A 26,302-nucleotide genomic window follows, 5' to 3' on the forward strand; every position below is an offset into this window, starting at 1 on the left:
TTCTGAGCCGCTGCAACTGTCAAGAGATCTCGAGCTCGTTGTCGATGAAGGCGAACATCTCGTCGTCGCTGGCGGACTCGAGCTGGTCCGCGACGTCCGACTCGCCCGTGCCGTTCAGGCCCGACAGGAGCTCTTTGAGGCGCGCGGTGAGCCTGGCGCGCACCGTGCTGTCCTCGGCGAGTGTGGTCAGTGAATCCTGGATCTGGTCCAGCTCCGCGAAGATCCGCAGGATGCCGGCCTCCTCGTTCTCCGCCCCGGCTTCGCCGAAGTACCCCATGAGGTGGTCGGTCAGGGCCACCGGGGTGGGGTAGTCGAAGACGAGGGTGGCGGGCAGCCGCAGGCCCGTGGCCCTGCCGAGCTGGTTGCGGAACTCGACCGCGGTCAGGGAGTCGAACCCGAGGTCCTGGAACGGGCGCTGCGGGTCGATGGCGGAGCCGTCGGAGAACCCGAGGACGGCCGCCACCTGGCCGCGGACGGTGTCCGACAGCGCCGACCGGCGCTCGGCCGGTTCCATCGCGGACAGCCGCTCGGCGAGCCCGTCGGTGGTTCCCGCCCGCCGCATGGAGGTCCGCGCACTGGCGCGGGCCTGGACGAATCGGGCCGGGATGAGCAGTGACCGGCCGGACGCGACCGCGGTGTCGAACAGCTCCAGCCCGTCGGCCGCGGACAGCGGCGCCACGCCCATGCGCGCCAGGCGCCGCAGGTCGGCCTCGGTCAGCTCGCCGGACATGCCGCCCTGCTCCCACAGCCCCCAGGCCAGGGACGTGCCCGCCAGCCCTTCGGCGGCCCGCAGCTGGGCCAGCGCGTCGAGGAACGCGTTCGCCGCGGCGTAGTTGCCCTGGCCCGCTCCTCCCAGCACCCCCGACATCGAGGAGAACAGCACGAACGCCCGCAGGTCGAGCCCTCGCGTCAGCTCGTGCAGGTGCCAGGCGGCATCGGCCTTGGGCCGCAGGACCCCGTCAAGACGCTCGGACGTCAGGGACGTGATCACCCCGTCGTCCAGAACACCGGCCGTGTGCACGACACCGGTGAGCGAGTCCGCCACCCAGGCGACCGTCGCCGCCAGCGACTCACGGTCGGCCACGTCGCAGGCCGCCACCTCCACCTCCGCACCCAGCTCCGAGAGCTCGGCCACCAGCTCGGCCGCGCCCGGCGCCCCCAGCCCACGACGGCTGACCAGCACCAACCGCCTGACCTCGTGCTCGGTGACGAGGTGCCGGGCCACCAGCGCACCCAGCCCGCCCGTGCCACCGGTGACCAGCACCGTGCCCTCCGGCCCGAACACCGGACCCTGATCCTCCAGATCCGTGGCCCGGCCCAGCCGCGGCACCCACAGCTCGCCCGCCCGCACCGCCAGCTGCGACTCACCCGACGCCAGCGCCCGGCCGATCACGTCCTCGGACGTGTCGCCGTCCAGGTCCAGCAGCACGAACCTGCCGGGCTGCTCGGCCTGCGCGGCCCGCACGAGGCCGCCGACCGCCGCCTGGGCGAGGTCCGGGCTCTCACCGGTGGCGGGTGCGAGGGCGCCGCGCGTGAGGATGACGAGCCGGGACGACGCGAGGTGCTCCTCCGCCAGCCAGCTCTGCAGCAGTTCGAGGACGCCGTGCGTCGCCGCGTGATGGTCCTGCCCGGCGGAGGGGCCGGTCAGGACCGCCTCCGGGAGATCGGCCGGGTCGTGCAGCGAGACCAGAGTGGCCAGGTCCGGATAGGTGACGCGGCCGGTGCCGAGGTCGTCGGCACCGAGCAGCGCCCAGCGCGGCGTCTCGGACGCGGGCGCGTCGGGGAGCCGGGTCCACTCGATCTGGTGCAGGGCGCCCTGGTTCCCGCCGCCTTGCCGGCCGCCGGCCATCGGGCGCAGGGTGAGGGTCTCGACGGCGGCGACCGGCGCGCCGAGCTCGTCGGCGATGCTCAGCGTGATGGCCGCGCCGCCGACGTTGGCGATCTTGACGCGCAGGCTGGTCGCTCCCGCCGCGAGCAGGGACACGCCCGACCATGCGAACGGCAGGTACGGCCGCCCCGGCTCGGGCCGCGGCAGCAGACCGCCCAGGGCGGTGGCGTGCAGCGCGGCGTCCAGCAGGGCGGGGTGCAGCACGAACCGGCCGGCGTCCGCGTGCGCCTCCTCTGGCAGGACGATCTCGGCGAACACCTCGCCGCCCCGCTCCCAGGCGCTTGTCAGCCCCTGGAACGTCGGCCCGTAGTCCAGTCCGATCGCGAGCATGTCGTCGTAGAGGTCCTGGACCGGGACCGGCTCCGCGCCCGCGGGCGGCCATTGCCGCAGGTCGATGTCCGGCTCGGGCACGGTCCCGGTGAGCGTGGCCTGGGCGTGCTGGGTCCACTCGGTCGCGTCCTGCGTACGGGAGTGGATCGCCAGCGACCTGCGGCCCGGCTCCTCGGTGGCGGTGGACACCAGCTGGAGCTGGACGCCGCCGCCCTCGGGCAGGACCAGCGGGGCCTGCAGGGTGAGCTCCTGGAGGTGCGGGCAACCGCTCTCGTCCCCGGCCCGGACGGCCAGCTCGACGAGCGCGGTGCCCGGCACGATCACGCTGCCTCCCACGACGTGGTCGGCCAGCCAGGGGTGCGTGGCGACCGACAGCCGCCCGCTGAAGATCACCGTCTCGCCGCCGGCCACCTCGGTCGCCGCGCCGAGCAGCGGGTGCTCGACGGCGCCCAGGCCCGCGGTGGTGACGTCGCCGGTGTCGGGGCCGGGCATGAGCCAGTAGCGCTCGTGCTGGAAGGCGTACGTGGGCAGGTCCACCCGGGACGGGCGGGCCGGCGCGAAGAACGCTTCCCAGTCGACGGCAACGCCGTTCGCGTGCATCCGGCCCAGCGCCTCGACGAACGTACGGGTCTCGTCGCGGTCCTTGCGCGCGGCCGGTACGAAGGCGCCGTCCTCCAGGCTCTGCTGGGCCAGCGCGGTCAGAGTGGTGTCCGGACCGACCTCCACCCACACCTTCGCCCCGGCGGCACGAGCGGCAGCGACCCCGTCGGCGAACCGCACGGCCTGGCGCACGTGCTCCACCCAGTAGCTCGGGGTGGTCAGCTGGCCCGGCTCGGCCAGGCGGCCGGTGAGGTTGGAGACGATCGCCAATGTGGGCTCGTGGTAGGTCAGACCGGAGATGGCCTGCTCGAAGTCGGCCAGCATCGGCTCCATCAGCGGCGAGTGGAAAGCGTGCGAGACCCGCAACCTGCGCGTCCGAACACTGACCCGCTCCTCGATCTCAGCTATCTTTTGGGCGTCTCCGGAGACCACCACCGCTGCGGGGCCGTTGACCGCCGCGATCCCGACCTCGCCTTCCAGCAGGGGCAGAACCTCCGCCTCGGGTGCGGCGATCGCGAGCATCGCACCGCCGGTCGGGAGAGCCTGCATCAACCGGGCCCGGGCCGCCACCAAGGCGCACGCATCGGCCAGCGAGAAGACTCCGGCCACGTGAGCGGCGGCGATCTCGCCGATCGAGTGACCGACCAGCACATCCGCGCGGATGCCGAAGGACTCCAGCAGCCGGTACAGCGCAACCTCGAAGGCGAACAGTGCCGGCTGGGTCATCCCGGTCTCGTTCAACACCCCATCCGGGTCGTTGAACATGACCTCGCGGATCGGCAGGAGCTGGTTGATCTCCTCCAGGGTCTCGGCGAAGACCGGGAACGCCTCGGCCAACTGCCGGCCCATGCCGACCCGCTGGCTGCCCTGACCGGCGAACAGCAGTGCCAGCTTGGCCCGCGAGCGCACCAGCCCCGTCTGGGTCCTCGGCTCGTCCGGGCTGCCGTCGGCCAGCGCCGCCAGTGCTTCGAGCAGTTCGGCGCGGTCCGCGCCGGTGATCACCGTCCGGTGCTCCAGCACCGACCGGCCCGCCGCCAGCGACCAGCCGACATCGGCCACGTCCAGCTCGGGCCGCGACTCGATCCAGGAGCGGAGCCGTCCGGCCTGCGCCGACAGCGCCTGCTCGCTGCGTCCCGACAGCACCCACGGAACCATGGGCAGCTCGCCGGCGGGCTCCGGCTCGGGCGCGGCCGGGGACTCCTCCAGGACGACGTGGGCGTTCGTGCCGCTGATCCCGAAGGAGGAGATGCCGGCGCGGCGCGCGTGCCCGTTCCGCTGCCAGGGCTGCGCGTCGGTGAGCAGCCGGACCGCGCCGGCCGTCCAGTCCACGTGCGTGGACGGCTCGTCCGCGTGCAGGGTCTGCGGCAGCGTCTCGTTCCGCAGCGCCATCACCATCTTGATCACGCCCGCGACGCCCGCGGCGGCCTGGGAGTGGCCGATGTTCGACTTGATCGAGCCGAGCCACAGGGGCTGGTCCCGCTCCTGGCCGTAGGTCGCGATCAGCGCCTGGGCCTCGATCGGGTCGCCGAGCACCGTGCCCGTGCCGTGCGCCTCGACCGCGTCCACGTCCGCGGCCGAAAGTCCGGCGTTGGCCAGGGCCTGGCGGATCACCCGCTGCTGGGAGGGGCCGTTCGGGGCGGTCAGGCCGTTGCTGGCACCGTCCTGGTTGACCGCGGATCCGCGGACGACCGCCAGCACCTGGTGGCCGTTGCGGCGCGCGTCCGACAGCCGCTCCACCAGCAGCATGCCCGCGCCCTCCGACAGCCCGACGCCGCCCTCGGCCTCGCCGAACGCCCTGCACCGGCCGTCCACGGAGAGGTTGCGCTGCCGGGCGAACTCGATGAACGTCCACGGGGTGGCCATCACGGTCACGCCGCCTGCCAGCGCCAGGTCGCAGTCCCCCGACCGCAGCGCCTGAACCGCCAGGTGCAGCGCGACCAGGGACGACGAGCACGCGGTGTCCACGGTCATCGCGGGGCCCTCGAAGCCGAAGGTGTACGACACCCGGCCGGAGGCGACGCTGCCCGAGTTGCCGGTGCCGATCAGGCCTTCCAGCTCTTCCGGCACCGAGGACAGCTGGGACGCGTAGTCGTGGTACATCACACCGGCGAACACACCCGTCCGGCTGCCCCGCAACCTGTGGGGATCGATTCCGGCGCGTTCGAGCGCTTCCCACGAGGTTTCGAGCAGCAGCCGCTGCTGCGGGTCCATGGCCAGCGCCTCACGCGGCGAGATCCCGAAGAAGCCGGGGTCGAACTCGGCGGCGTCGTACAGGAAGCCGCCGTGCCGGGCGTACGAGGTGCCCCGGTTGCCGGGGTCCGGGTCGTAGAGCCTGTCCAGATCCCAGCCTCGGTCCGCCGGGAACTCGCCCACGGCGTCCCCGGCCTGAGCCACCAGCCGCCACAGATCCTCGGGCGAGGCGACCCCGCCGGGGTAGCGGCAGGCCATGCCGACGATCGCGATGGGCTCGTCATCCGCCGCCGAGGTCCGTGCCGTGACCGCGACCTCATGCGTGCCCAGCAGCTCGCCGGACAGGAACCTGACGAGCGCCGCCTGGGTGGGATAGTCGAACACCAGCGTCGCCGGCAGCCGGATGCCCGTGACCTCGCTGAGCCGGTTGCGGAACTCCACCGCCATCAGCGAGTCGAAACCCAGCTCCTGGAACGACATGCCCTCGTCGAGGGCCGACCGGTCGGCGAAGCCGAGCACCACGGCCAGCTGATCGCGTACCAGGTCTTCCAGCACGGACTGCTGTCCGGCCGGCGGCATGCTCGCCAGCTGCTGCTTCAGCGTGGCGGCGGCCTCCGACGCGGCCGTCACCACGCGCCTGGCGGGACCGGACACGAGCCCGCGCAGCAGCGGGGGCAGCATGTCCGCGTGGGCGCCGAGGACCTTGAGGTTCAGCTGGGCGGGGACCAGCGTGGCCCGGTCGGTGCCGAGCGCCGCGTCGAGCAGGGCCAGCCCGTCCTCGGCCGACAACGGGTCGACGCCGGAGCGTGCGAGCCGCCGCAGGGCGGCGTCGTCGAGCTCCGCGAGCCCGCCTTCCCTCCACAGGCCCCAGGCCAGCGAGATCGCGGGCAGCCCGTGTGCTCTGCGGTGCTCCGCCAGGGCGTCCAGGTACGCGTTCGCCGCCGCGTAGTTGCCCTGGCCCGCGCCTCCCATGACGCCTGCCAGGGAGGAGAACAGGACGAACGCGGACAGGTTCAGATCGCGGGTGAGCTCGTGCAGGTGCCAGGCGGCGTCGGCCTTGGGCCGCATGACCGTGTCGAGCCGTTCGGACGTGAGGGAGGTGATCACGCCGTCGTCCAGGACGCCGGCCGCGTGCACCACACCGGTCAGCGAGTCCGCCACCGAGGTCACCAACGCCGCCAGCACCTCACGGTCGGCCACGTCGCAGGCGGCGACGCTCACCTCCGCGCCCAGCGCGGACAGCTCGGCCACCAGGTCCGCGGCCCCCGGAGCTTCCGGCCCGCGCCTGCTGACCAGCACCAGACGCCCCACCTGATACGTGGTGACCAGGTGCCTGGCCACCAGCGCGCCCAGACCGCTCGTACCGCCGGTGACCAGCACCGTCGACTCCGGCCCGAACACCGGCGCCCGGCCTTCCGGCACCGCCGCCCGCGCCAGGCGCGGAACCCGCGCCTCACCGGCCCGCACGGCCACCTGGGCCTCGTCGCCGGCCAGTGCCCGGCCGATCACGTCCTCGGACGTGTCGTCGTCCAGGTCGAGCAGGACGAACCGGCCGGGCTGTTCGGCCTGCGCGGCCCGTACCAGGCCCCAGATCGCCGCCTGTGCCGGATCCGGCACGTCCGCCGGACCCGCCGCCACCGCGCCACGCGTGACGACGGCCAGCCGCGACGACGTGAACCGCTCGTCCGCCAGCCACTCCTGCAGCAGGTCCAGCGTCTCGTGCACACCGGCCGGAGCCGCCACCGGCACGCATTCCGGAACCGTCCCGATCTCGGCGAGCCCTGCCAGGATCTCTTGCGGGTCGCCCGGCGCGCTCAACTCCACCGGCACCCAGTCGACCTGGAACAGCTTGTTCCTGCTCCTGGCCGCCGGGGTGGTCTCCAGCTGACCGGCGGAAACCGGACGTACCGCCAGCGAGGCGACCGTGGCCACGGGCAGGCCGCCCGTGTCCGTCAATGTCACGGAAACCGCGCCCTGTGCCCGCAAGGAGATCCGTACGCGGAGCTTCGTGGCGCCGGAGGCGTGCAGCGCCACGCCGCTCCAGGCGAACGGCAGGGACGGGCGGCCGGGCTCCGCGTCCGGCGCGAACCCGCCGAGCGCGGTGGCGTGCAGCGCCACGTCGAACAGCGCCGGGTGCAGCCCGAACCGGGCCGCGTCGCGCGCCATCTCCTCCGGCAACGCCAGCTCGGCGAAGACCTCGTCGTCCTTGCGCCATGCGGCCCGGAGCCCGCGGAAGGCGGGGCCGTAGCCGAGGCCCATGGCGGCGAACTGGTCGTACAGGCCGTCCAGCGCCACCGCCTCTGCCCGTTCCGGCGGCCAGACGCTCTCGGGCTCCGGCACCGTCACGCCGGCTCGCGTCAGAGTTCCGGCGGCGTGCTGGGTCCAGGGCTCGTCCTGCGCGCCGTGGAGGCGGGAGTAGATCCCCAGCCGCCGGCGGCCGTCCTCGTCCGGGGCGCTGACGGCGACCTGGAGCTGGACCGCGCCGCGCTCGGGCACGACGAGCGGGGCCTGCAGGGTGAGCTCTTCGAGCAGGTCGCAGCCGGCCTCGTCGCCGGCCCTGACGGCCAGCTCCACGAAGCCCGTGCCGGGGAGGAACACCTGCCCGTTGACGGCGTGGTCGGCCAGCCACGGGTGGGTGGCGATCGACACGCGGCCGGTGAGGACCACCGCTCCGCCGTCGGCGAGGCCCGTGACCGCGCCGAGCAGCGGGTGTCCCGTGGCCCACAGGCCGAGGCTCTCCGCGTCGCCGGCACCGGCCGACTCCAGCAGCCAGAAGCGCTGGTGCTGGAAGGCGTAGGTGGGCAGTTCGACCTGGTTCGGCCGGGCGGGCTCGTACACTCCGGCCCAGTCGATCTCCGCGCCGCGTACCCACAGCTCGGCGGCGCTGGTCCACAGCCTGCGCAGGCCGCCGTCGTCGCGGCGCAGCGTACCCACCACCACCGCCTCGGCGCCGGCCTCCTCGACCGCCTCGCGCATCCCGATCTGCACCACCGGATGCGCGCTGACCTCCACGAAGAACCGGAAGCCCGAACCCGCCAGCTCACTCACCGCCGGGGCGAACCACACCGTCTGCCGCAGGTTCTCGTACCAGTACGCGGCGTCCACCTCGGTGCCGGTCAGCCAGCGCTGCCGGACGGTCGAGTACCACGGCACGTCGCTCGTTTGCGGGATGACCGGGGCCAGCAGTCTCGCCAGTTCGTCCTCGATCGCCTCGACATGGGCCGAATGCGAGGCGTAGTCCACCTCGATCCGCCGCGCCCGCACCCCCTGGGCCTCATAGCCGGCGATCAATTCGTCAATGGCGTCCGCATCGCCTGACACCACTGTCGAGGAAGGTCCGTTCACGGCCGCGATGGAGATCCGGTCGTCTGCGGTCACTTCTGCAGCCGGTAGCGGGATCGATGCCATGCCGCCCTGTCCGGCCAGTGCCACGATGGCCTGGCTCCGCAGCGCGACCACCCGGGCGCCGTCCTGAAGCGACAGCGCGCCAGCCACGACTGCGGCGGCGATCTCGCCTTGGGAGTGACCGACCACGGCGGATGGTGTCACTTCGAGCGAGCGCCACACCTCGGCCAGGGACACCATCACGGCCCACAGCACCGGCTGCACCACATCGACCCGGTCCAGACCTTCCCCGCTGCGCAGCACCTCTGTGAGGGACCAGTCCACGAACTCCGACAGCGCCGCCTCGCACTCCGCCATCCGCGCCGCGAACACCGGCGAGTCGTCCAGCAACTCGACGCCCATGCCGAGCCACTGCGACCCCTGACCGGGGAAGACAAAGGCCGTCTTGCCACCCGGCCCGGCCACGCCCCGCACCGCGCCCTCGTCCAGCCTTTCCAGCCGGGCCAGCAGTTCCTCCTGGTCGGCGCCGATCACCACCGCGCGGTGGTCGAACGCCGAGCGGCCGAGCAGCGACCAGCCGACATCTGCCGGCCGGATCCCGGTCACCGCATCGGCCAACCGGCCCGCCTGGGCCCGCAACGCCTCCGCGCTACGGCCCGACAGCACCCACGGCACCACCGGCGGCTCGTCAACGGGCTCCGGCTCCACCGGGGCCTCGATCGGCGGCTCCTCCAGCACCACGTGCGCGTTCGTGCCGCTGACGCCGAAGGAGGAGACCGCTGCCCGGCGCGGGCGGTCCTGCCGGTCCCACGGCTGGCGCTCGTTCAGCAGTTCCAGCGCGCCCGCCGACCAGTCCACGTGCGGGCTGGGCTCGTCCGCGTGCAAGGTCCTGGGAAGTACGCCGTTGCGCATCGCCATGACCATCTTGATGACGCCCGCCGCGCCGGCGGCGGCCTGCGTGTGGCCGATGTTCGACTTGATCGAGCCGAGCCACACCGGCTGGTCCCGGTCCTGGCCATAGGTGGCGAGCAGCGCCTGGGCCTCGATCGGGTCCCCCAGCGGGGTCCCCGTGCCGTGCGCCTCGACCACGTCCACGTCGGTGGCCGACAGCCCGGCGTTGGCCAGGGCCTGGCGGATCACCCGCTGCTGGGAGGGACCGTTCGGCGCCGTCAGGCCGTTGCTGGCACCGTCCTGGTTGACCGCCGTACCGCGAATGACCGCCAGCACCTGGTGGCCGTCGCGCTGCGCGTCCGACAGGCGCTCCACCAGCAGCACCCCGATGCCTTCGCTCCAGCCGGCGCCGTCCGCCCCGGCCGAGAACGCCTTGCAGCGGCCGTCGGTGGACAGGCCGCGCTGCCGGCAGAACTCGATGAACGTGCCCGGCGTCGCCATCACGGTCACGCCGCCGGCGAGGGCCAGGTCGCACTCGCCGGACCGCAGCGCCTGCACCGCCAGGTGCAGCGCCACCAGCGACGACGAGCAGGCCGTGTCCACGGTCACCGCGGGGCCCTCGAAGCCGAAGGTGTACGACACCCGGCCGGAGGCGACACTGCCCGAGTTGCCGGTGCCGATCAGCCCTTCCAGCTCTTCCGGCACCGAAGTGAGCTGAGAGGCGTAGTCGTGGTACATGACGCCGGAGAACACGCCGGTCCTGCTGCCGCGCAGCCCGTGCGGGTCCATTCCGGCCCGCTCCAGGGCCTCCCACGAAGTTTCGAGGAGCAGCCGCTGCTGCGGGTCCATCGCCAGCGCCTCACGCGGCGAGATCCCGAAGAACCCGGGGTCGAACTCCCCCGCGTCGTACAAGAACCCGCCGTGGCGTACGTAGGAGGTGCCCCTGGTGTCGGGGTCGGGATCGTACAGTTTGTCCAGGTCCCAGCCGCGGTCGGTGGGGAACTCCCCGATCGCGTCCGTACCGGAGAGCACGAGCTCCCACAGACCTTCGGGAGAGACAACGCCACCGGGATACCGGCAGGCCATCCCCACGATCGCGATCGGCTCGTCGTCGATCACCGTCCGGGCCACGGCGACGGACGCCGCGGACGCGGCTCCCGTCAGCTCCGAGTCCAGGTAATCGGCGACCGCGGCGGCGGTCGGGTAGTCGAAGACGAGGGTGGCCGGCAGGCGCAGCTCGGAAACGGCGTTCAGCCGGTTACGGAGCTCCACCGCGGTCAGCGAGTCGAAGCCCAGCTCCTGGAAGGCGCGATCGGGCTGCACCGCGTCCCCTGAGGCGTGGCCCAGCACGGTCGCCACCTCCTGGCGTACCAGCTCCAGCAGCACCTGCCGGCGCTCCGCCGGCTCCAGACCGGCCAGCCGCCGCCCCAGCGCCGACGCGTCCGAGCGCGCCACCCGCCGGGCCGAGCCGCGTACCAGCCCGCGCAGCAGCGCCGGAAGGCCTTCACCCCGCGAGCGCAGCGCCTGCGCGTCGACCCGCAACGGCACCAGCACCGCCGCATCCGCGGCCACGCCCGCGTCGAACGACGCCAGGCCCTCGTCCACCGACAGCGCCGGCAGACCCTGACGCCGCATCCGCTCCAGGTCGGCCTCGCTCAGCCAGGCGCTCAGCCCCGTCTCGGCGTCCCAGAGCCCGTACGCCAGGGACGTCGCCGGCAGCCCCAGCGAGCGACGGTGCACCGCCAGCGCGTCCAGGAACACGTTGGCCGACGCGTACGCCGCCTGCCCGGCCGCCAGCACCAACCCGCCGGCCGACGAGAACAGCACGAACGCCGACAGGTCCAGATCGCGGGTCAGTTCGTGCAGGTGCCAGGCTCCGTCGGCCTTCGCCCCCAGCACTCCGTCGATCCGCTCGGCCGACAGCGAACCCACCAGCCCGTTGTCGGCCACGCCCGCCGCGTGCACCACGCCGACCAGCGGATGCTGCTGAGGGACGGAGGCGATCGCCTCGGCCAGCGCGTCCCGGTCGGCGACATCGCAGGCCGCCACCGACACCTCGGCCCCGAGCTCGCCCAGCTCGGCCACCAGATCTGCCGCGCCCGCGGCCGATGGCCCGCTGCGGCTGGCCAGAAGCAGGTGCCGCACTCCGTGGGTGACCACCAGGTGCCGGGCGACCAGCGCGCCGAGCCCGCCGGTGCCACCGGTTACCAGCACCGTGCCGTCCGGCCCGAACGCCGGTGACCCGCCTTCCGCGCTCGCGGCCCGCGCGAGCCGCGGCACCCACACCTCGCCCTCGCGCACAGCGGCCTCGGGCTCCCCGGAAGCGACCACCGCGCCCAGAGCGCGCCAGGACTCCTCGCTGCCGTCCACGTCCACCAGGACGAACCGGCCGGGGTTCTCGGCCTCGGCCGCCCGCACCAGCCCCCATACCGGGGCCACGCCGACGTCCACGGACTCGTCGGGCCGCACCGCCGCCGCGCCACGCGTGACGATGACCAGCCGCGACGACGCGAACCGCTCGTCCGCCAGCCACTCCCGCACCGATTCCAGGACGGGACGGATGGCCTGCCGTACGGCGGTGGGGACGTCCGTCGCGGGGTCGGTGGCCGGGCACTCCAGGAACGCCCACTCAGGCACCGCATCCCCCAGAGCCGCCAGGTCCGGGTATTCACCCACTTCGACGGGAGCTGCCGGAACCTCGGCCGGCTTCGTCCAGGTCACCTGGTAGAGGGGGTTCTGACCCGTTTGCAGCTGGCCGGTGGACAGCGGCCGGACGGTGAGCGCGTCGATGTCGGCCACCGGAGCACCGGTGCCGTCCGCGATGGTCAGCGAGACGGAGGTGCTGCCGGCGGCGGTGTTCTTGGTGGCCTTTACACGCAGGCCGGTTGCTCCGGTCGCGTGCAGCGACACTCCCGACCAGGCGAAGGGCAGGAACGGCTGACCCGGCTCGGGCGTCGGCAGCAGATCGCCCAGTGCGCTGGCGTGCAGCGCGGCGTCCAGCAGGGCCGGATGCATCCCGAACCGCGCCGCCTCGGCGTGCGCCTGGTCCGGCAGCGTGATCTCGGCGAACACCTCGCCCGGCCGGGTCCACGCGCTCGTCAGGCCCTGGAAGAGCGGGCCGTACTCCAGGCCGATCCCCGCCAGGTTCTCGTACAGGTCCTCGACATCGACCGGCACCGCGTCCGCCGGCGGCCACTGCGCCACGTCGAAGCCCGGCTCCGCGGCCGTGGCCGCCAGCACGCCGTCGGCGTGCCGGACCCACTCGTCCCCGTCACCGGACCGGGAATGAATGCTCACCGACCGCTGACCGGACTCCTCCACCGCACCGACCACCACCTGCAGCTGCACGCCGCCCTCGGCGGACACCACCAGCGGAGCCTGCAGGGTCAGCTCCTGCAGGCACGAGCAGCCCACCTCGTCACCGACGCGAACCGCCAGCTCCACCAGGCCCGCGCCGGGAAGCAGGACCATGCCGTTGACCAGGTGATCGGCCAGCCAGGGCTGCGTGGCCAGCGACAACCGGCCGCTGAAGACCACCGACTCGCCGCCGGCCACCTCGGTCACCGCGCTCAGCAACGGATGATCGACGGCGCCCAGCCCTGCGGCGTCCACATCGCCGGTGCTCTGAGCGGCTGGCACCCAGTACCGCTCCCGCTGGAAGGCGTAGGTGGGCAGGTCCGCCCGCTGCGCCCCCACAGGGGCGAAGAACGCCTCCCAATCGACGGTCAGACCACAGGCGTGCATCCGTCCCAGGGCTTCGACCAGGGTACGGACCTCGTCGCGGTCCTTGCGGGTGGCGGGGATGAACACCCCGTCGGCGATGCTCTGCTGGGCCAGCCCGGTCAGCACCCCATCCGGGCCGACCTCCAGGAAGTGGCTCGCCCCGGCGGCCATCACTCCGTCGGCGAACCGCACGGCCTGGCGCACGTGCTCCACCCAGTAGCTCGGGGTGGTCAGCTGGCCCGGCTCGGCCAACTGGCCGGTGAGGTTGGAAACGATCGCGACCGTCGGCTCGTGGTAGGTCAGACCGGAGATGGCCTCCTCGAAGGAAGCCAGCATTGGCTCCATCAATGGCGAGTGGAAAGCATGGGAGACCCGCAGCCTGCGTGTCCGAGCGCTGACCTGCTCCTCGATCTCAGCGATCTTTTGGGCGTCTCCGGAGACCACCACCGCTGCCGGGCCGTTGACCGCCGCGATCCCGACCTGGCCCTCCAGCAGCGGCAGAACCTCTGCCTCGGGTGCGGCGATCGCGAGCATCGCGCCACCGGTCGGCAGGGCCTGCATCAACCGAGCCCGAGCCGCCACCAGCGCGCACGCATCGGCCAGCGAGAACACTCCGGCCACGTGCGCGGCGGCGATCTCCCCGATCGAATGCCCGACCAGCACACCCGCCCGGACCCCGAAGGACTCCAGCAGCCGATACAGAGCCACCTCGAAGGCGAACAACGCCGGCTGGGTCATGCCCGTCTCGTTCAACACCCCATCGGGGTCGTTGAACATGACCTCGCGGATCGGCAGGAGCTGGTTGATCTCTTCGAGGGTCTCGGCGAAGACCGGGAACGCCTCGGCGAGCTGCCGGCCCATGCCGACCCGCTGGCTTCCTTGACCGGCGAACAACAACGCCAGCCGGCCACCAGAGCCACTCTCGGAAACCACGTCCGAGGCCAGCGCCCGCAACCCGGCCAGCAGCTCGTCACGGTCGGCGCCCACCACGACCGCACGCTGCTCCAGCACCGCCCGGTTCAACGCCAGCGCCGCGCCCGTACCGGCGATCGAGGTCTCCTCCGAGACCCACGACTCCAGACGCCGGGCCTGGGCCTGCAGCGCTTCGGTGGTCCTGGCCGAGATCAGCCACGGCACCATGGGCAGAACCGCGTCATCACTCGCGACCTCGGCGTCAACCTGCTCGATGATCACGTGGGCGTTCGTACCGCTGATCCCGAACGAGGAGACCGCCGCCCGCCGCGGCCGGTCCTGCCGCTCCCAGGGGCGGGCCTCGGTCAGCAGCTCAACAGCCCCGGCGGACCAGTCCACGTGCGGCGACGGCTCGTCCACGTGCAAGGTCTGAGGCATGAGGCCATGGCGCATGGCCATCACCATCTTGATGATCCCCGCCACACCGGCCGCGGCCTGCGTGTGACCGAAGTTCGACTTCAGCGAACCCAGCCACAACGGCCTGTCCCGCTCCTGGCCGTAGGTCGCGAGGAGCGCCTGGGCCTCGATCGGGTCACCGAGCTTGGTGCCCGTGCCGTGCGCCTCGACCACGTCCACATCTCCGGCCGACAGACCGGCGTTGGCCAGCGCCTGCCGGATCACCCGCTGCTGCGAAGGACCGTTCGGAGCCGTGATCCCGTTGCTCGCACCGTCCTGGTTGATCGCCGAACCCTTGACGACCGCCAGCACCTGATGCCCGTTGCGCCGCGCGTCCGACAGCCGCTCCACCAGCAGCACGCCGGCGCCCTCGCCCCAACCGGTACCGTCCGCCGCGGCGGCGAAGGACTTGCACCGGCCGTCCGTGGCCAGGCCACGCTGGCGGGAGAACTCGATGAACGTGCCCGGCGTCGACATCACCGTCACACCACCGGCCAGCGCCAGGTCGCACTCACCGGACCGCAGAGCCTGAGCCGCCAGGTGCAGAGCCACCAGGGACGACGAGCACGCCGTGTCCACGGTCACCGCCGGGCCCTCGAACCCGAACGTGTACGACACCCGCCCGGACACCAGGCTGCCGCCGCTGGTCGACGCGGGAGTGCCCAGCCCGTAGTCGTGATACATCACACCGGCGAACACACCGGTCCGGCTGCCGCGCAGCGCGACGGGACTGACACCGGCGCGCTCAAGCGCCTCCCACGAGGTCTCCAGCAGCAGCCGCTGCTGCGGATCCATGGTCAACGCCTCACGCGGCGAGATCCCGAAGAACCCGGGGTCGAACTCGGCGGCCTCGTACAAGAACCCGCCGTGGCGTACGTAGGAGGTGCCCTTGCTCTCCGGGTCGGGGTCGTACACCCTGCCGAGGTCCCAGCCGCGGTCGGTGGGGAACTCCCCGATCGCGTCCGTGCCGGAGGAGACGAGCTCCCACAGACCTTCCGGAGACACCACGCCACCCGGGTAGCGGCAGGCCATCCCCACGATCGCGATCGGCTCGTCGTCGATCACCGTCCGGGCCACGGCGGCGGACGCCGCGGACGCGGCTCCCGACAGCTCCGAGTCCAGGTAATCGGCGACCGCGGCGGCGGTCGGGTAGTCGAAGATCAGCGTGGCCGGCAGGCGCAGCCCGATGACCGTGGTGAGCCGGTTGCGGAACTCGACCGCGGTGAGGGAGTCGAAGCCGAGATCCTGGAACGTCCGATCGGGCTGTACCGCGTCGGCCGAGGCGTGGCCCAGGACGGTCGCCACCTCCTGGCGCACCAGGTTCGACAGTGCCGACTGGCGTTCGGCCGGCTCCATCCCGGCCAGCCGGTCGGCGAGCCCGTTGACCGCGGCGGCCCGCCGCGGCTGGGTACGAGCGCTCCTGGCCTGCGCGAACCGCGCCGCGACCAGCACCGGCCGATCGGAGCACAGCGCGGCGTCGAAGAGCGTCAGCCCTTCTGCCTCCGACAGCGGCTTCAGCCCCACGCGCTCCATGCGACGCAGGTCGGCCTCGGTCAGCTCCTCGGTCATGCCGCCCGTGTTCCACAGGCCCCAGGCCAGCGAGATCGCGGGCAGCCCCTGTGCTCTGCGGTGCTCCGCCAGGGCGTCCAGGTACGCGTTCGCCGCCGCGTAGTTCCCCTGGCCAGGGCCACCCAGCACCCCGGCGATCGAGGAGAACAGGACGAACGCCGACAGCTCCAGATCCCGGGTCAGCTCGTGCAGGTGCCAGGCGGCGTCGGCCTTGGGCCGCATGACCGTGTCAAGACGCTCGGACGTCAGGGAAGTGATCACTCCGTCGTCCAGGACACCGGCCGCGTGCACGACACCGGACAGCGGACGCTGCATGGAGGCGATCAGCTCGGCAACGGCGTCACGGTCGCTCACGTCGCAGGCGGCCACACTCACCTCGGCGCCCAGCGCGGACAGCTCGGCCACCAGCTCTCCGGCCCCCGGAGCGTCCGCGCCCCGCCTGCTGACCAGCACCAGATGTCCCACCTGGTACGCCGTGACCAGATGCCGGGCCACCAAGGCGCCCAGACCGCTCGTACCGCCGGTGACCAGCACCGTCGACTCCGGCCCGAACACCGGCCTCAGGCCCTCGGACACCGCCGCCCGGGCCAGGCGCGGCGCCCACACCTCACCGGCCCGCACCGCCACCTGGGCCTCACCACAGGCCAGCGCCCGGCCGATCATGTCCTCAGGTGTGTCGTCATCCAGGTCGAGCAGCACGAACCGGCCCGGCTGCTCGCCTTGCGCGGCCCGTACCAGACCCCACACCGCCGCCTGCGCCGGCTCCGGCACATCCTCCGGACCGGCCGCCACCGCACCACGCGTGACGACGACCAGCCGCGACGACGTGAACCGCTCGTCCGCCAGCCACTCCTGCAGCAGGTCCAGCACCTCATGCACTGCTCCCCGTCCGGCCGGGGCCGCCACCAGCACGCACTGCGGAACCGTTCCGGCTTCGGCGAGTCCCTCAAGCAACGCCCATGTGGGCGCCTGAGCCGCGGGATCGGCCGGAACCGTGCTCCACTCGAGGTGGTGCAGCGACTCGAGACTGTTCCTCTTGGCCGCGGCGAGCTGGTCAGCCGAGATCGGGCGTACGGCGAGCGACTCCACCGACAGGACCGGAGCCCCGGTGGGATCGGCGATGGTCAGGGCGATGGCGTTGTCGCGCAAGGGGGAGATCCGCACCCGTACGCTGGTCGCGCCGGCCGCGTGCAGATCCACTCCGGCCCAGGAGAACGGGAGGACCGTCGGCCCGTCCCCGGCGACCAGCTGCGCGTGCAGCGTGGCGTCCAGCAGAGCCGGGTGGATCCCGAAGCGTCCCGCGTCGGCGAACGCCTGCTCCGGCAGCGCGACCTCGGCGAATATCTCTTCTCCGCGCCGCCAGGCCGCCTGCAGCCCCTGGAAGACCGGCCCGTACTCGTAACCCCGGTCCAGCAGCATGTCGTAGGCGTCTGCCACATCGATCCCGACGGCATCGGACGGCGGCCACTGCTCCAGCCTGGACGCCGACACCGACACCGGCGGAGCCGTGGTCAGCGCGCCTTCGGCATGCCCCGTCCACGCGCCCGCGGCGTCGGTCTCGACACGGGAGTGGATCGAGACCGGCCTCGTCCCGGACTCGTCGCTCGCGCCCACCACGACCTGCAGCTGACAACTGGCATCCGCAGGCAGCAGCAGCGGCGCCTGAAGAGTGAGCTCCTGCAGGCGCGAGCAGCCCACTTCGTTCCCGGCGTGCAGCGCCAGCTCCAGGAACGCCGTGCCGGGGAGCAGGATCGTGTCGTTGACCATGTGATCGGCCAGCCAGGGCTGCGTGGCCACCGACAACCGGCCGCTGAAGACCACGGACTCTCCGGCGGCCACTTCGGTCATGGCGCCCAGCAGCGGATGGTCCACGTCCGCCAGCCCGACGGAACTCATCTCACGGGCCTCGACCTGCGCGTTGACCCAGTACCGCTCCCGCTGGAAGGCGTAGGTGGGCAGGTCTACGTGCCTGGCCGGGGTCAGCACCGCCGTCCAGTCCACGGCGATGCCGTGGGTGTGCAACCGGCCGAGCGCCTCCATCAGCGCGCGGACCTCATCCCGGTCCTTGCGCGTGGCGGGAACGAACACACCATCGGCGATGCTCTGCTGAGCCAGCCCCGTCAGCACCCCATCCGGGCCGACCTCCAGGAAGCAACCGGCCTCCGCAGCCGCAACCCCGTCGGCGAACCGCACAGCCTGGCGCACGTGCTCCACCCAATAGCTCGGGCTGGTCAACTGGCCCGGTCCAGCGATCTGGCCGGTGAGGTTGGAAACGATCGCGACCGTCGGCTCGTGGTAGGTCAGACCGGAGATGGCCTGCTCGAAATCGGCGAGCATCGGCTCCATCAGCGGCGAGTGGAAAGCGTGCGAGACCCGCAACCTGCGCGTCCGAACGCTCACCCGCTCCTCAATCTCCGCGATCTTTTGGGCGTCTCCGGAGACCACCACCGCTGCCGGACCGTTGACCGCCGCGATCCCGACCCGGCCCTCCAGCAGCGGCAGAACCTCCGCCTCCGGTGCCGCGATCGCGAGCATCGCACCGCCGGTCGGCAGGGCCTGCATCAACCGAGCCCGAGCCGCCACCAGCGCGCACGCATCGGCCAGCGAGAACACTCCGGCCACATGCGCGGCGGCGATCTCCCCGATCGAATGACCGACCAGCACATCCGCCCGGACCCCGAAGGACTCCAGCAGCCGATACAAGGCCACCTCGAAGGCGAACAACGCCGGCTGGGTCATCCCGGTCTCGTTCAACACCCCATCGGGGTCGTCGAACATCACCTGGCGGATCGGCAGGAGCTGGTTGATCTCTTCCAGGGTCTCGGCGAACACCGGGAACGCCTCAGCGAGCTGCCGACCCATCCCGACCCGCTGACTTCCTTGACCGGCGAACAGCAACGCCAGCCTGCCTCCAGCTGCCACCTCTGGTGAACCCTCGGCCAGCGCCCGCAACCCGGCCAGCAGCTCGTCACGGTCAGCGCCCACCACGACCGCACGCTGATCCAACACGGCCCGCCCCGTGGCCAACGACCACGCGGCATCGGCCGTCTTCAGCTCCGGCCGCTCCTCCAGCCACGACGCCAGTCGAGACGCCTGAGCCTGAAGCGCCTGCGGGTCCTTGGCCGAGACCAACCACGGCACCACCGGCGGCTCGTCAACAGGCTCCGGCTGCTCCTCTGCCCCCGGCCCCTGCTCGATGATCACATGCGCATTGGTGCCGCTGATCCCGAACGAGGAGACCGCCGCACGACGGGCGTGCCCGTTCTGCTCCCACGGCTGCGCCTCGGTCAGCAGCTCAACGGCACCGGCCGACCAGTCCACATGCGGCGACGGCTCATCCACGTGCAAGGTCCGGGGCATGAAGCCGTTCCGCATCGCCATGACCATCTTGATCACGCCGCCCACACCAGAGGCGGCCTGCGTGTGACCGAAGTTGGACTTCAGCGACCCCAGCCACAACGGCTGGTCCCGCTCCTGGCCGTAGGTCGCGATCAAAGCCTGCGCCTCGATCGGGTCACCCAGCGTCGTACCAGTCCCGTGCGCCTCGACCACATCCACATCAGCGGCCGACAACCCGGCGTTCGCGAGCGCCTGCCGGATCACCCGCTGCTGCGAAGGACCGTTCGGGGCCGTGATCCCGTTGCTCGCACCGTCCTGGTTGATCGCCGAGCCCTTGAGGACCGCCAGCACCTGATGCCCGTTGCGCTGAGCGTCCGACAGCCGCTCCACCAGCAGCACACCGACACCCTCACCCCAGCCCGTACCATCCGCCGAGGCCGAGAACGCCTTGCACCGCCCATCCGCCGCCAGCCCCCGCTGCCGCGAAAACTCGATGAACATCCCCGGCGTCGACATCACCGTCACACCACCGGCCAGCGCCAGATCACACTCCCCCGACCGCAACGCCTGAGCAGCCCAATGCAACGCCACCAACGACGACGAGCAGGCAGTGTCCACGGTCACCGCCGGACCCTCCAACCCCAACGTGTAAGAGACCCGACCCGACACCAAACTCCCGCCACTGGTGTTCGCCGGCGTCCCCAACCCGTAGTCGTGATACATCACCCCGGCGAACACACCCGTCCGACTCCCCCGCAACCCCGTCGGATCGATCCCCGCCCGCTCAACCGCCTCCCACGACGTTTCGAGGAGCAGCCGCTGCTGCGGATCCATCGCCGACGCCTCACGCGGCGAAATCCCGAAAAATCCCGAATCGAACTCCGCCGCGTCATACAAGAACCCGCCATGCCGCGCATACGACGTCCCACGGCTGTCGGGGTCCGGGTCGTACAGCTTCTCGAGGTCCCAGCCGCGATCGGCGGGGAACTCCCCCACCGCATCCCGACCCGAGAACACCAACTCCCACAGGCCCTCCGGCGAGGTCACGCCACCCGGATACCGGCACGCCATCCCGACAATCGCGATCGGCTCGTCCGTCGCCGTCGTGGTGGCCACCACGGCCTCCGACGACCGCCCGCCGGCCAGCTCACCGGCCAGATACCCGGCCACCGCCTCAGCCGTCGGGAAATCGAACACCAACGTCGCCGGCAACCGCAGCCCGGTGGCGGCGATCAGCTGGTTGCGGAACTCCACGGCGGTCAGCGAGTCGAAGCCCAGCTCCTGGAAGGCGCGATCCGGCTGGACCGCGTCCATCGAAGCGTGTCCGAGCACCTTGGCGACCTCTTGCCGGACCAGCTCCAGCAGCGCCCGGTCCCGCTGGTCGGCCTCCATCCCTGCCAGCCGCCGTGCCAGCCCCGTTCCCGCCGCACGCGCCACCTGCCGCGCGGGACCGCGTACGAGCCCGCGCAACAGCGCCGGAAGCCCTTCACCGCGGTTCCGCAGGGCCGTCGCGTCCACCCGCAGCGGCACCAGCACCGCCGCGTCACCCGCCGACCCGGCGTCGAACAGCGCCAGCCCCTCCTCCACCGACAGCGCCGGCAGGCCCTGGCGCCGCATGCGCTCGAAGTCGGCCTCGCTCAGCGCGCCGCCCATGCCCGCGTCGGTATCCCACAGGCCGAAGGCCAGCGACGTCGCCACCAACCCCATCGACCGCCGGTACGACGCCAGGGCGTCCAGGAACACGTTCGCCGCCGCGTAATTGGCCTGCCCCGCCGCCAGCACCAGGCCACCGGCCGACGAGAACAGCACGAACGCCGACAGGTCCAGACCCGCCGTCAGATCATGCAGATGCCACGCCGCTGCCGCCTTGGCCCCCAGCACCCGCGCGAGCCGCTCCACCGACAGCGACCCCACCAGGCCGTTGTCACTCACCCCGGCCGCGTGCACCACCCCGGTCAACGAGTCCGCCACCGAAGCGACAACCCGGGCCAGCGCCTCCCGGTCGGCCACGTCGCAGGCCTCGACCGCGACCTCGGCTCCCAGCTCGGCCAGCTCCGCCACGAGGTCAGCGGCGCCGGGCGCCTCCAGGCCACGCCGGCTCACCAGCACCAGCCTGCGCACTCCATGCGCCGTCACCAGGTGCCGGGCCACCAGGGCACCCAGACCGCCCGTGCCACCGGTCACCAGCACCGTGCCGTCCGGGCCGAACACCGGCTCGCCCGCCGACGCCTGCGCCTTCACCAGCCGGGGAACCCGCACCTGCCCGTCGCGAACGGCCGCCTCCGGCTCCCCCGAAGCGACCACCGAACCCAGGGCACGCCACGACTCCGCGCTGCCGTCCACGTCCACCAGCACGAACCGGCCCGGATTCTCCGCCTCGGCCGCCCGTACCAGGCCCCACACCGGGGCCGTACCGACGTTCAGGCCCTCGGCGGCCTGCACGGCCACCGCACCACGCGTCACCACGACCAGCCGCGACGACGTGAACCGCTCGTCGGCCAGCCACTCCTGGATCACGACCAGGGCCTCGGCGGTGATCTCGTGGACGGCGTCGAGGACCTCGCCCTCCGGCGCGGACACCACGTACGTCACCGCCTCGGGCACGGCGGCATCCTCGGCGACGGCCGTCAGCTCGGGCAGCTCCTCGACCCCGGCGGGGGCGAGCGAGAGCGGTGTCCAGTCCACGCGGAACAGCGCGTCGGCGTGGTCGCCGCGAGCGGCGGTGAGCTGACCGGCCGAGACGGGCCGCACGGCCAGCGACTCGACCGACAGCACCGGCGCGCCGTCGGCGTCGGCGATGGTCAGGGCGATGGAGGTGTCCCGGATGCGGGAGATCCGCACCCGGACGCTGCTCGCGCCTGCCGCGTGCAGCCGCGCTCCGCCCCAGGAGAACGGCAGGACGGTCTGCCCGTCCCCGGCGATCAGCTGCGCGTGCATGGCGGCGTCCAGCAGGGCGGGGTGCAGTCCCGACCTGGCCGCGTCGGCGTGCGCCTGCTCGGGCAGCGCGACCTCGGCGAACACGTCGCGGTCTCGGGACCAGGCCGCCTGCAGGCCCTGGAAGACGGGCCCGTACTCGTATCCCATGTCCAGGAGGAGGTCGTAGGCGTCGGACACGTCGATCACGGCGGCGCCGGACGGCGGCCACTGCTCCAGCCCTTCGACGGGCGTGGACGCGGCAACGGCCAGCGTGCCGTCGGCGTGCAGCACCCAGGGGGCGTCGCCGTCGGCGCGGGAGTGGATCGAGACCGGCCTAACCCCGGCGTCGTCACCGCTGCCGACCAGCACCTGCAGCTGGCGCCCGCCGTCGGCGGGCAGCAGCAGCGGTGCCTGAAGAGTGAGCTCCTGTACGACCGGGCAACCGACCTCGTCCCCGGCCTGCAGTGCCAGCTCCAGGAACGCCGTGCCGGGCAGGAGAATCGTCCCGTTGACGGCGTGGTCGGCCAGCCACGGCTGCGCGGCCACGGAGAGCCGGCCGCTGAGGATCACGGACTCGCCGCCGGCGATCTCGGTCACCGCGCTCAGCAGCGGGTGATCGACTGCCGCGAGCCCGGCCCCGGCCATGTCCCCGGCGTCGGCCCGCGCCGACATCCAGTACCGCTGGTGCTGGAAGGCGTAGGTGGGCAGATCGACCTGCCTGGCCGGTGCCAGCACCGCGGTCCAGTCCACGGCGATGTTGTGGGTGTGCAGCCGGCCGAGCGCCTCGATCAGAGAGCGGACCTCGTCGCGGTCCTTGCGGCTGGCGGGGATGAACACACCGTCGGCGATGCTCTGCTGAGCCAGCCCCGTCAACACCCCATCCGGGCCGACCTCCAGGAAGTGGCTCGCCCCGGCAGCTGTCACTCCGTCGGCGAACCGCACGGCCTGCCGCACGTGCTCCACCCAGTAACCGGGACGGGTGAGCTGCCCCGGCTCGGCCAGCCGGCCGGTGAGGTTGGAGACGATCGCGAGAGTGGGCTCGTGGTAGGTCAGACCGGAGATGGCCTGCTCGAAGTCGGCGAGCATCGGCTCCATCAGCGGCGAGTGGAAAGCGTGCGAGACCCGCAACCTGCGCGTCCGAACGCTCACCCGCCCCTCGATCTCCGCGATCGCCTCGGCATCTCCGGAGACCACCACCGCAGCCGGACCGTTGACCGCCGCGATCCCGACCCGGTCCCCCAGCATCGGGAGAACCTCTGCCTCGGGTGCCGCGATCGCCAACATCGCACCGCCTGTCGGCAGGGCCTGCATCAACCGAGCCCGAGCCGCCACCAGCGCACACGCATCCGCCAGCGAGAACACCCCCGCTACGTGCGCGGCGGCGATCTCCCCGATCGAATGCCCGACCAGCACATCCGCGCGGACCCCGAAGGACTCCAGCAGCCGATACAGAGCCACCTCGAAGGCGAACAACGCCGGCTGCGTCATGCCCGTCTCGTTCAACACCCCATCCGGGTCGTCGAACATGACCTCACGGACCGGCAGGAACTGGTCGATCTCCTCCAGCGCCTCGGCGAACACCGGGAACGCCTCGGCCAACTGCCGGCCCATCCCGACCCGCTGGCTCCCCTGGCCGGCGAACAGCAACGCCAGCTTTCCGCCAGAACCACTCCCGGAAACCCCATCCGAGGCCAGCGCCCGCAACCCGGCCAGTAACTCGTCACGATCAGCACCGACCACGACCGCACGCTGCTCCAGCACGGTACGACCGGTCGCCAGCGTCCACGCGACCCCGGCGGCGTCCGGCTCCGGGTGTTCCTCCACCCATGACGCGAGCCGCTCGGCCTGCCCCGCCAGCGCCTCGGGCGTCTTCGCCGAGATCAGCCACGGCACCACCGGCAGCCCCGTGTCGTCGCCGGCGACCGCGTCGGTCTCCTCACCCTGCTCGATGATCACATGCGCGTTGGTGCCGCTCACCCCGAACGACGAGACGGCGGCACGGCGCGGATGATCCTGAACGTCCCACGACCGGGCCTCGGTCAGCAGCTCAACGGCACCGGCCGACCAGTCCACATGTGGGGACGGCTGGTCCACGTGCAAGGTCTGCGGCAGCACCCCGTGCCGCATCGCCATGACCATCTTGATCACGCCACCCACCCCGGCCGCAGCCTGGGAGTGACCGATGTTGGACTTCAGCGACCCCAGCCACAGCGGCCGTTCCCGCTCCTGGCCATACGTCGCGATCAACGCCTGCGCCTCGATCGGGTCACCCAGGGTGGTCCCGGTCCCGTGCGCCTCGACCACGTCCACGTCTCCGGCCGCGAGCCCGGCGTTGGCCAGGGCCTGCCGGATCACCCGCTGCTGGGAAGGACCGTTCGGCGCGGTCAGGCCGTTACTGGCACCGTCCTGGTTGATCGCCGAGCCCTTGACGACCGCCAGCACCCGGTGACCATTACGCCGCGCGTCAGACAGCCGCTCCACCAGCAGCATGCCGACACCCTCGGCCCAGCCGGTGCCGTCCGCCGAAGCCGAGAACGCCTTGCATCGCCCATCAGGGGACAGCCCGCGCTGCCGCGAGAACTCCACGAACGTGCCCGGCGTCGCCATCACCGTGACACCGCCGGCCAGCGCCAGGTCGCACTCACCCGACCGCAGCGCCTGCACCGCCAGGTGCAGCGCCACCAGCGACGACGAGCACGCCGTGTCCACGGTCACCGCCGGGCCCTCGAACCCGAACGTGTACGACACCCGGCCCGAGGCGATGCTGCCCGAGTTACCGGTCCCGACCAGGCCCTCCAACTCCTGGGGCACGGAGGACACCTGAGGGGCGTAGTCGTGGTACATCACCCCGGCGAACACGCCGGTACGGCTGCCGCGCAGCCCGGCCGGATCGACGCCCGCCCGCTCGATCGCCTCCCACGACGCCTCCAGCAGCAACCGCTGCTGCGGATCCATCGCCAACGCCTCACGCGGCGAGATCCCGAAGAACCCGGGGTCGAACTCCCCCGCGCTGTACAGGAAACCGCCGTGCCGCGAGTAAGACGTCCCACGGCTGTCCGGGTCCGGGTCGTACAGCTTGTCGAGGTTCCAGCCGCGATCGGCGGGGAACTCCCCGATCGCGTCCCCGCCCGTGGCCACCAGGTCCCACAGGTCCTCCGGTGACAGGACCTCGCCCGGGTAGCGGCAGGCCATGCCCACGATCGCGATCGGCTCGCGCGCCGCCTCGGCGAGAGAACGGTTCTGCGCACGCAGCCGTTCCGTCTCTTTCAATGAGGAACGCAGGGCCTCGATGAGCTTGGTGTCGTTCGCAGCCATTCTCGCCTCGTACTCTTCCTGCAACCGAAAGGGGGACCTACGCCTGGACGGCGGGGATGTTCTCGGTGATCTTCCGCATGACCGCTGCCGCGTGTGAGTTCAGGTAGAAGTGGCCGCCGCGGAAGACGTGCATGTCGAACGGGCCGCTGGTGTGCTCTTTCCAGCGCTCGGCCTCGTCCAGCGACACGTGCGGGTCGGAGTCGCCGACCAGCGTGATGATCGGCGCGTCGATCTTGATGCCGGGCGGGCAGCGGTAGGTCATGATCGCCGTGTAGTCGCCGCGCAGCGACGGAAGGATCATGTTCACGAGCTCGGGGTCGTCCAGCATCCGCGTGTCGGTGCCGCCGAGCCGCCGTACCTCGGCGATGAGCGCCCGGTCGCCCTCCTTGTGCACGGTCTCGACGCGTACGCTCGACGGCGCGCGCCGGCCGGACGCGAAGAGCACCAGCGGCGAGACGCCGTCGCCCATCAGCCTCTTGGCCACCTCGAACGCGACCACCGCGCCCATGCTGTGCCCGAAGAAGGCCATCGGCCGGTCCGCCAGGGGCAGGATCTCCCCGGTGAGGCGATCGGCGAGGGTGCCTATGTCGTCGATGCACGGCTCCAGGCGGCGTTCCTGCCGGCCCGGATACTGGATCGCCAGGACGTCGAGCCGCGGTGCGAGCTGTTTGGCGACCGGGTGGAAATAGGAAGCGGAGCCGCCCGCGTGCGGGAAGCAGATCAGACGGGTGGCGGATGCCGGCGCGGCGAAGAACCGCCGTACCCACGCTCCGGTTTCGGTGATCACTGAACATTCCTTCCTCTGCCGACAGGGAATTCGGCACCACG

Annotated in this window: 2 protein-coding genes; both read right to left on the minus strand. The window is 72.1% G+C overall.

Features of this window, described 5'->3' with window-relative positions; translation table 11 throughout:
- Positions 1 to 19: 19 nt before the first annotated feature.
- Positions 20 to 25,474 carry an SDR family NAD(P)-dependent oxidoreductase gene (locus ACWEPL_RS20955; RefSeq protein WP_452437176.1) on the minus strand — a complete coding sequence of 8,485 codons (25,455 nt, stop codon included), beginning with the start codon at positions 25,472 to 25,474 and terminating at the stop codon, positions 20 to 22.
- A 37-nt stretch (positions 25,475 to 25,511) separates the two neighbouring features.
- On the minus strand, positions 25,512 to 26,261 hold the full coding sequence (locus ACWEPL_RS20960; RefSeq protein WP_397365856.1) for a thioesterase II family protein: 750 nt from the start codon (positions 26,259 to 26,261) through the stop codon (positions 25,512 to 25,514).
- Between the last annotated feature and the right edge of the window lie 41 nt (positions 26,262 to 26,302).

The organism is Nonomuraea sp. NPDC004186 (assembly GCF_053603495.1).

What these genes read in the sequence shown, in the direction of transcription:
- ACWEPL_RS20955 (WP_452437176.1), bottom strand. Translation starts at nt 25,474, where the DNA reads ATGGCTGCGAACGACACCAAGCTCATCGAGGCCCTGCGTTCCTCATTG.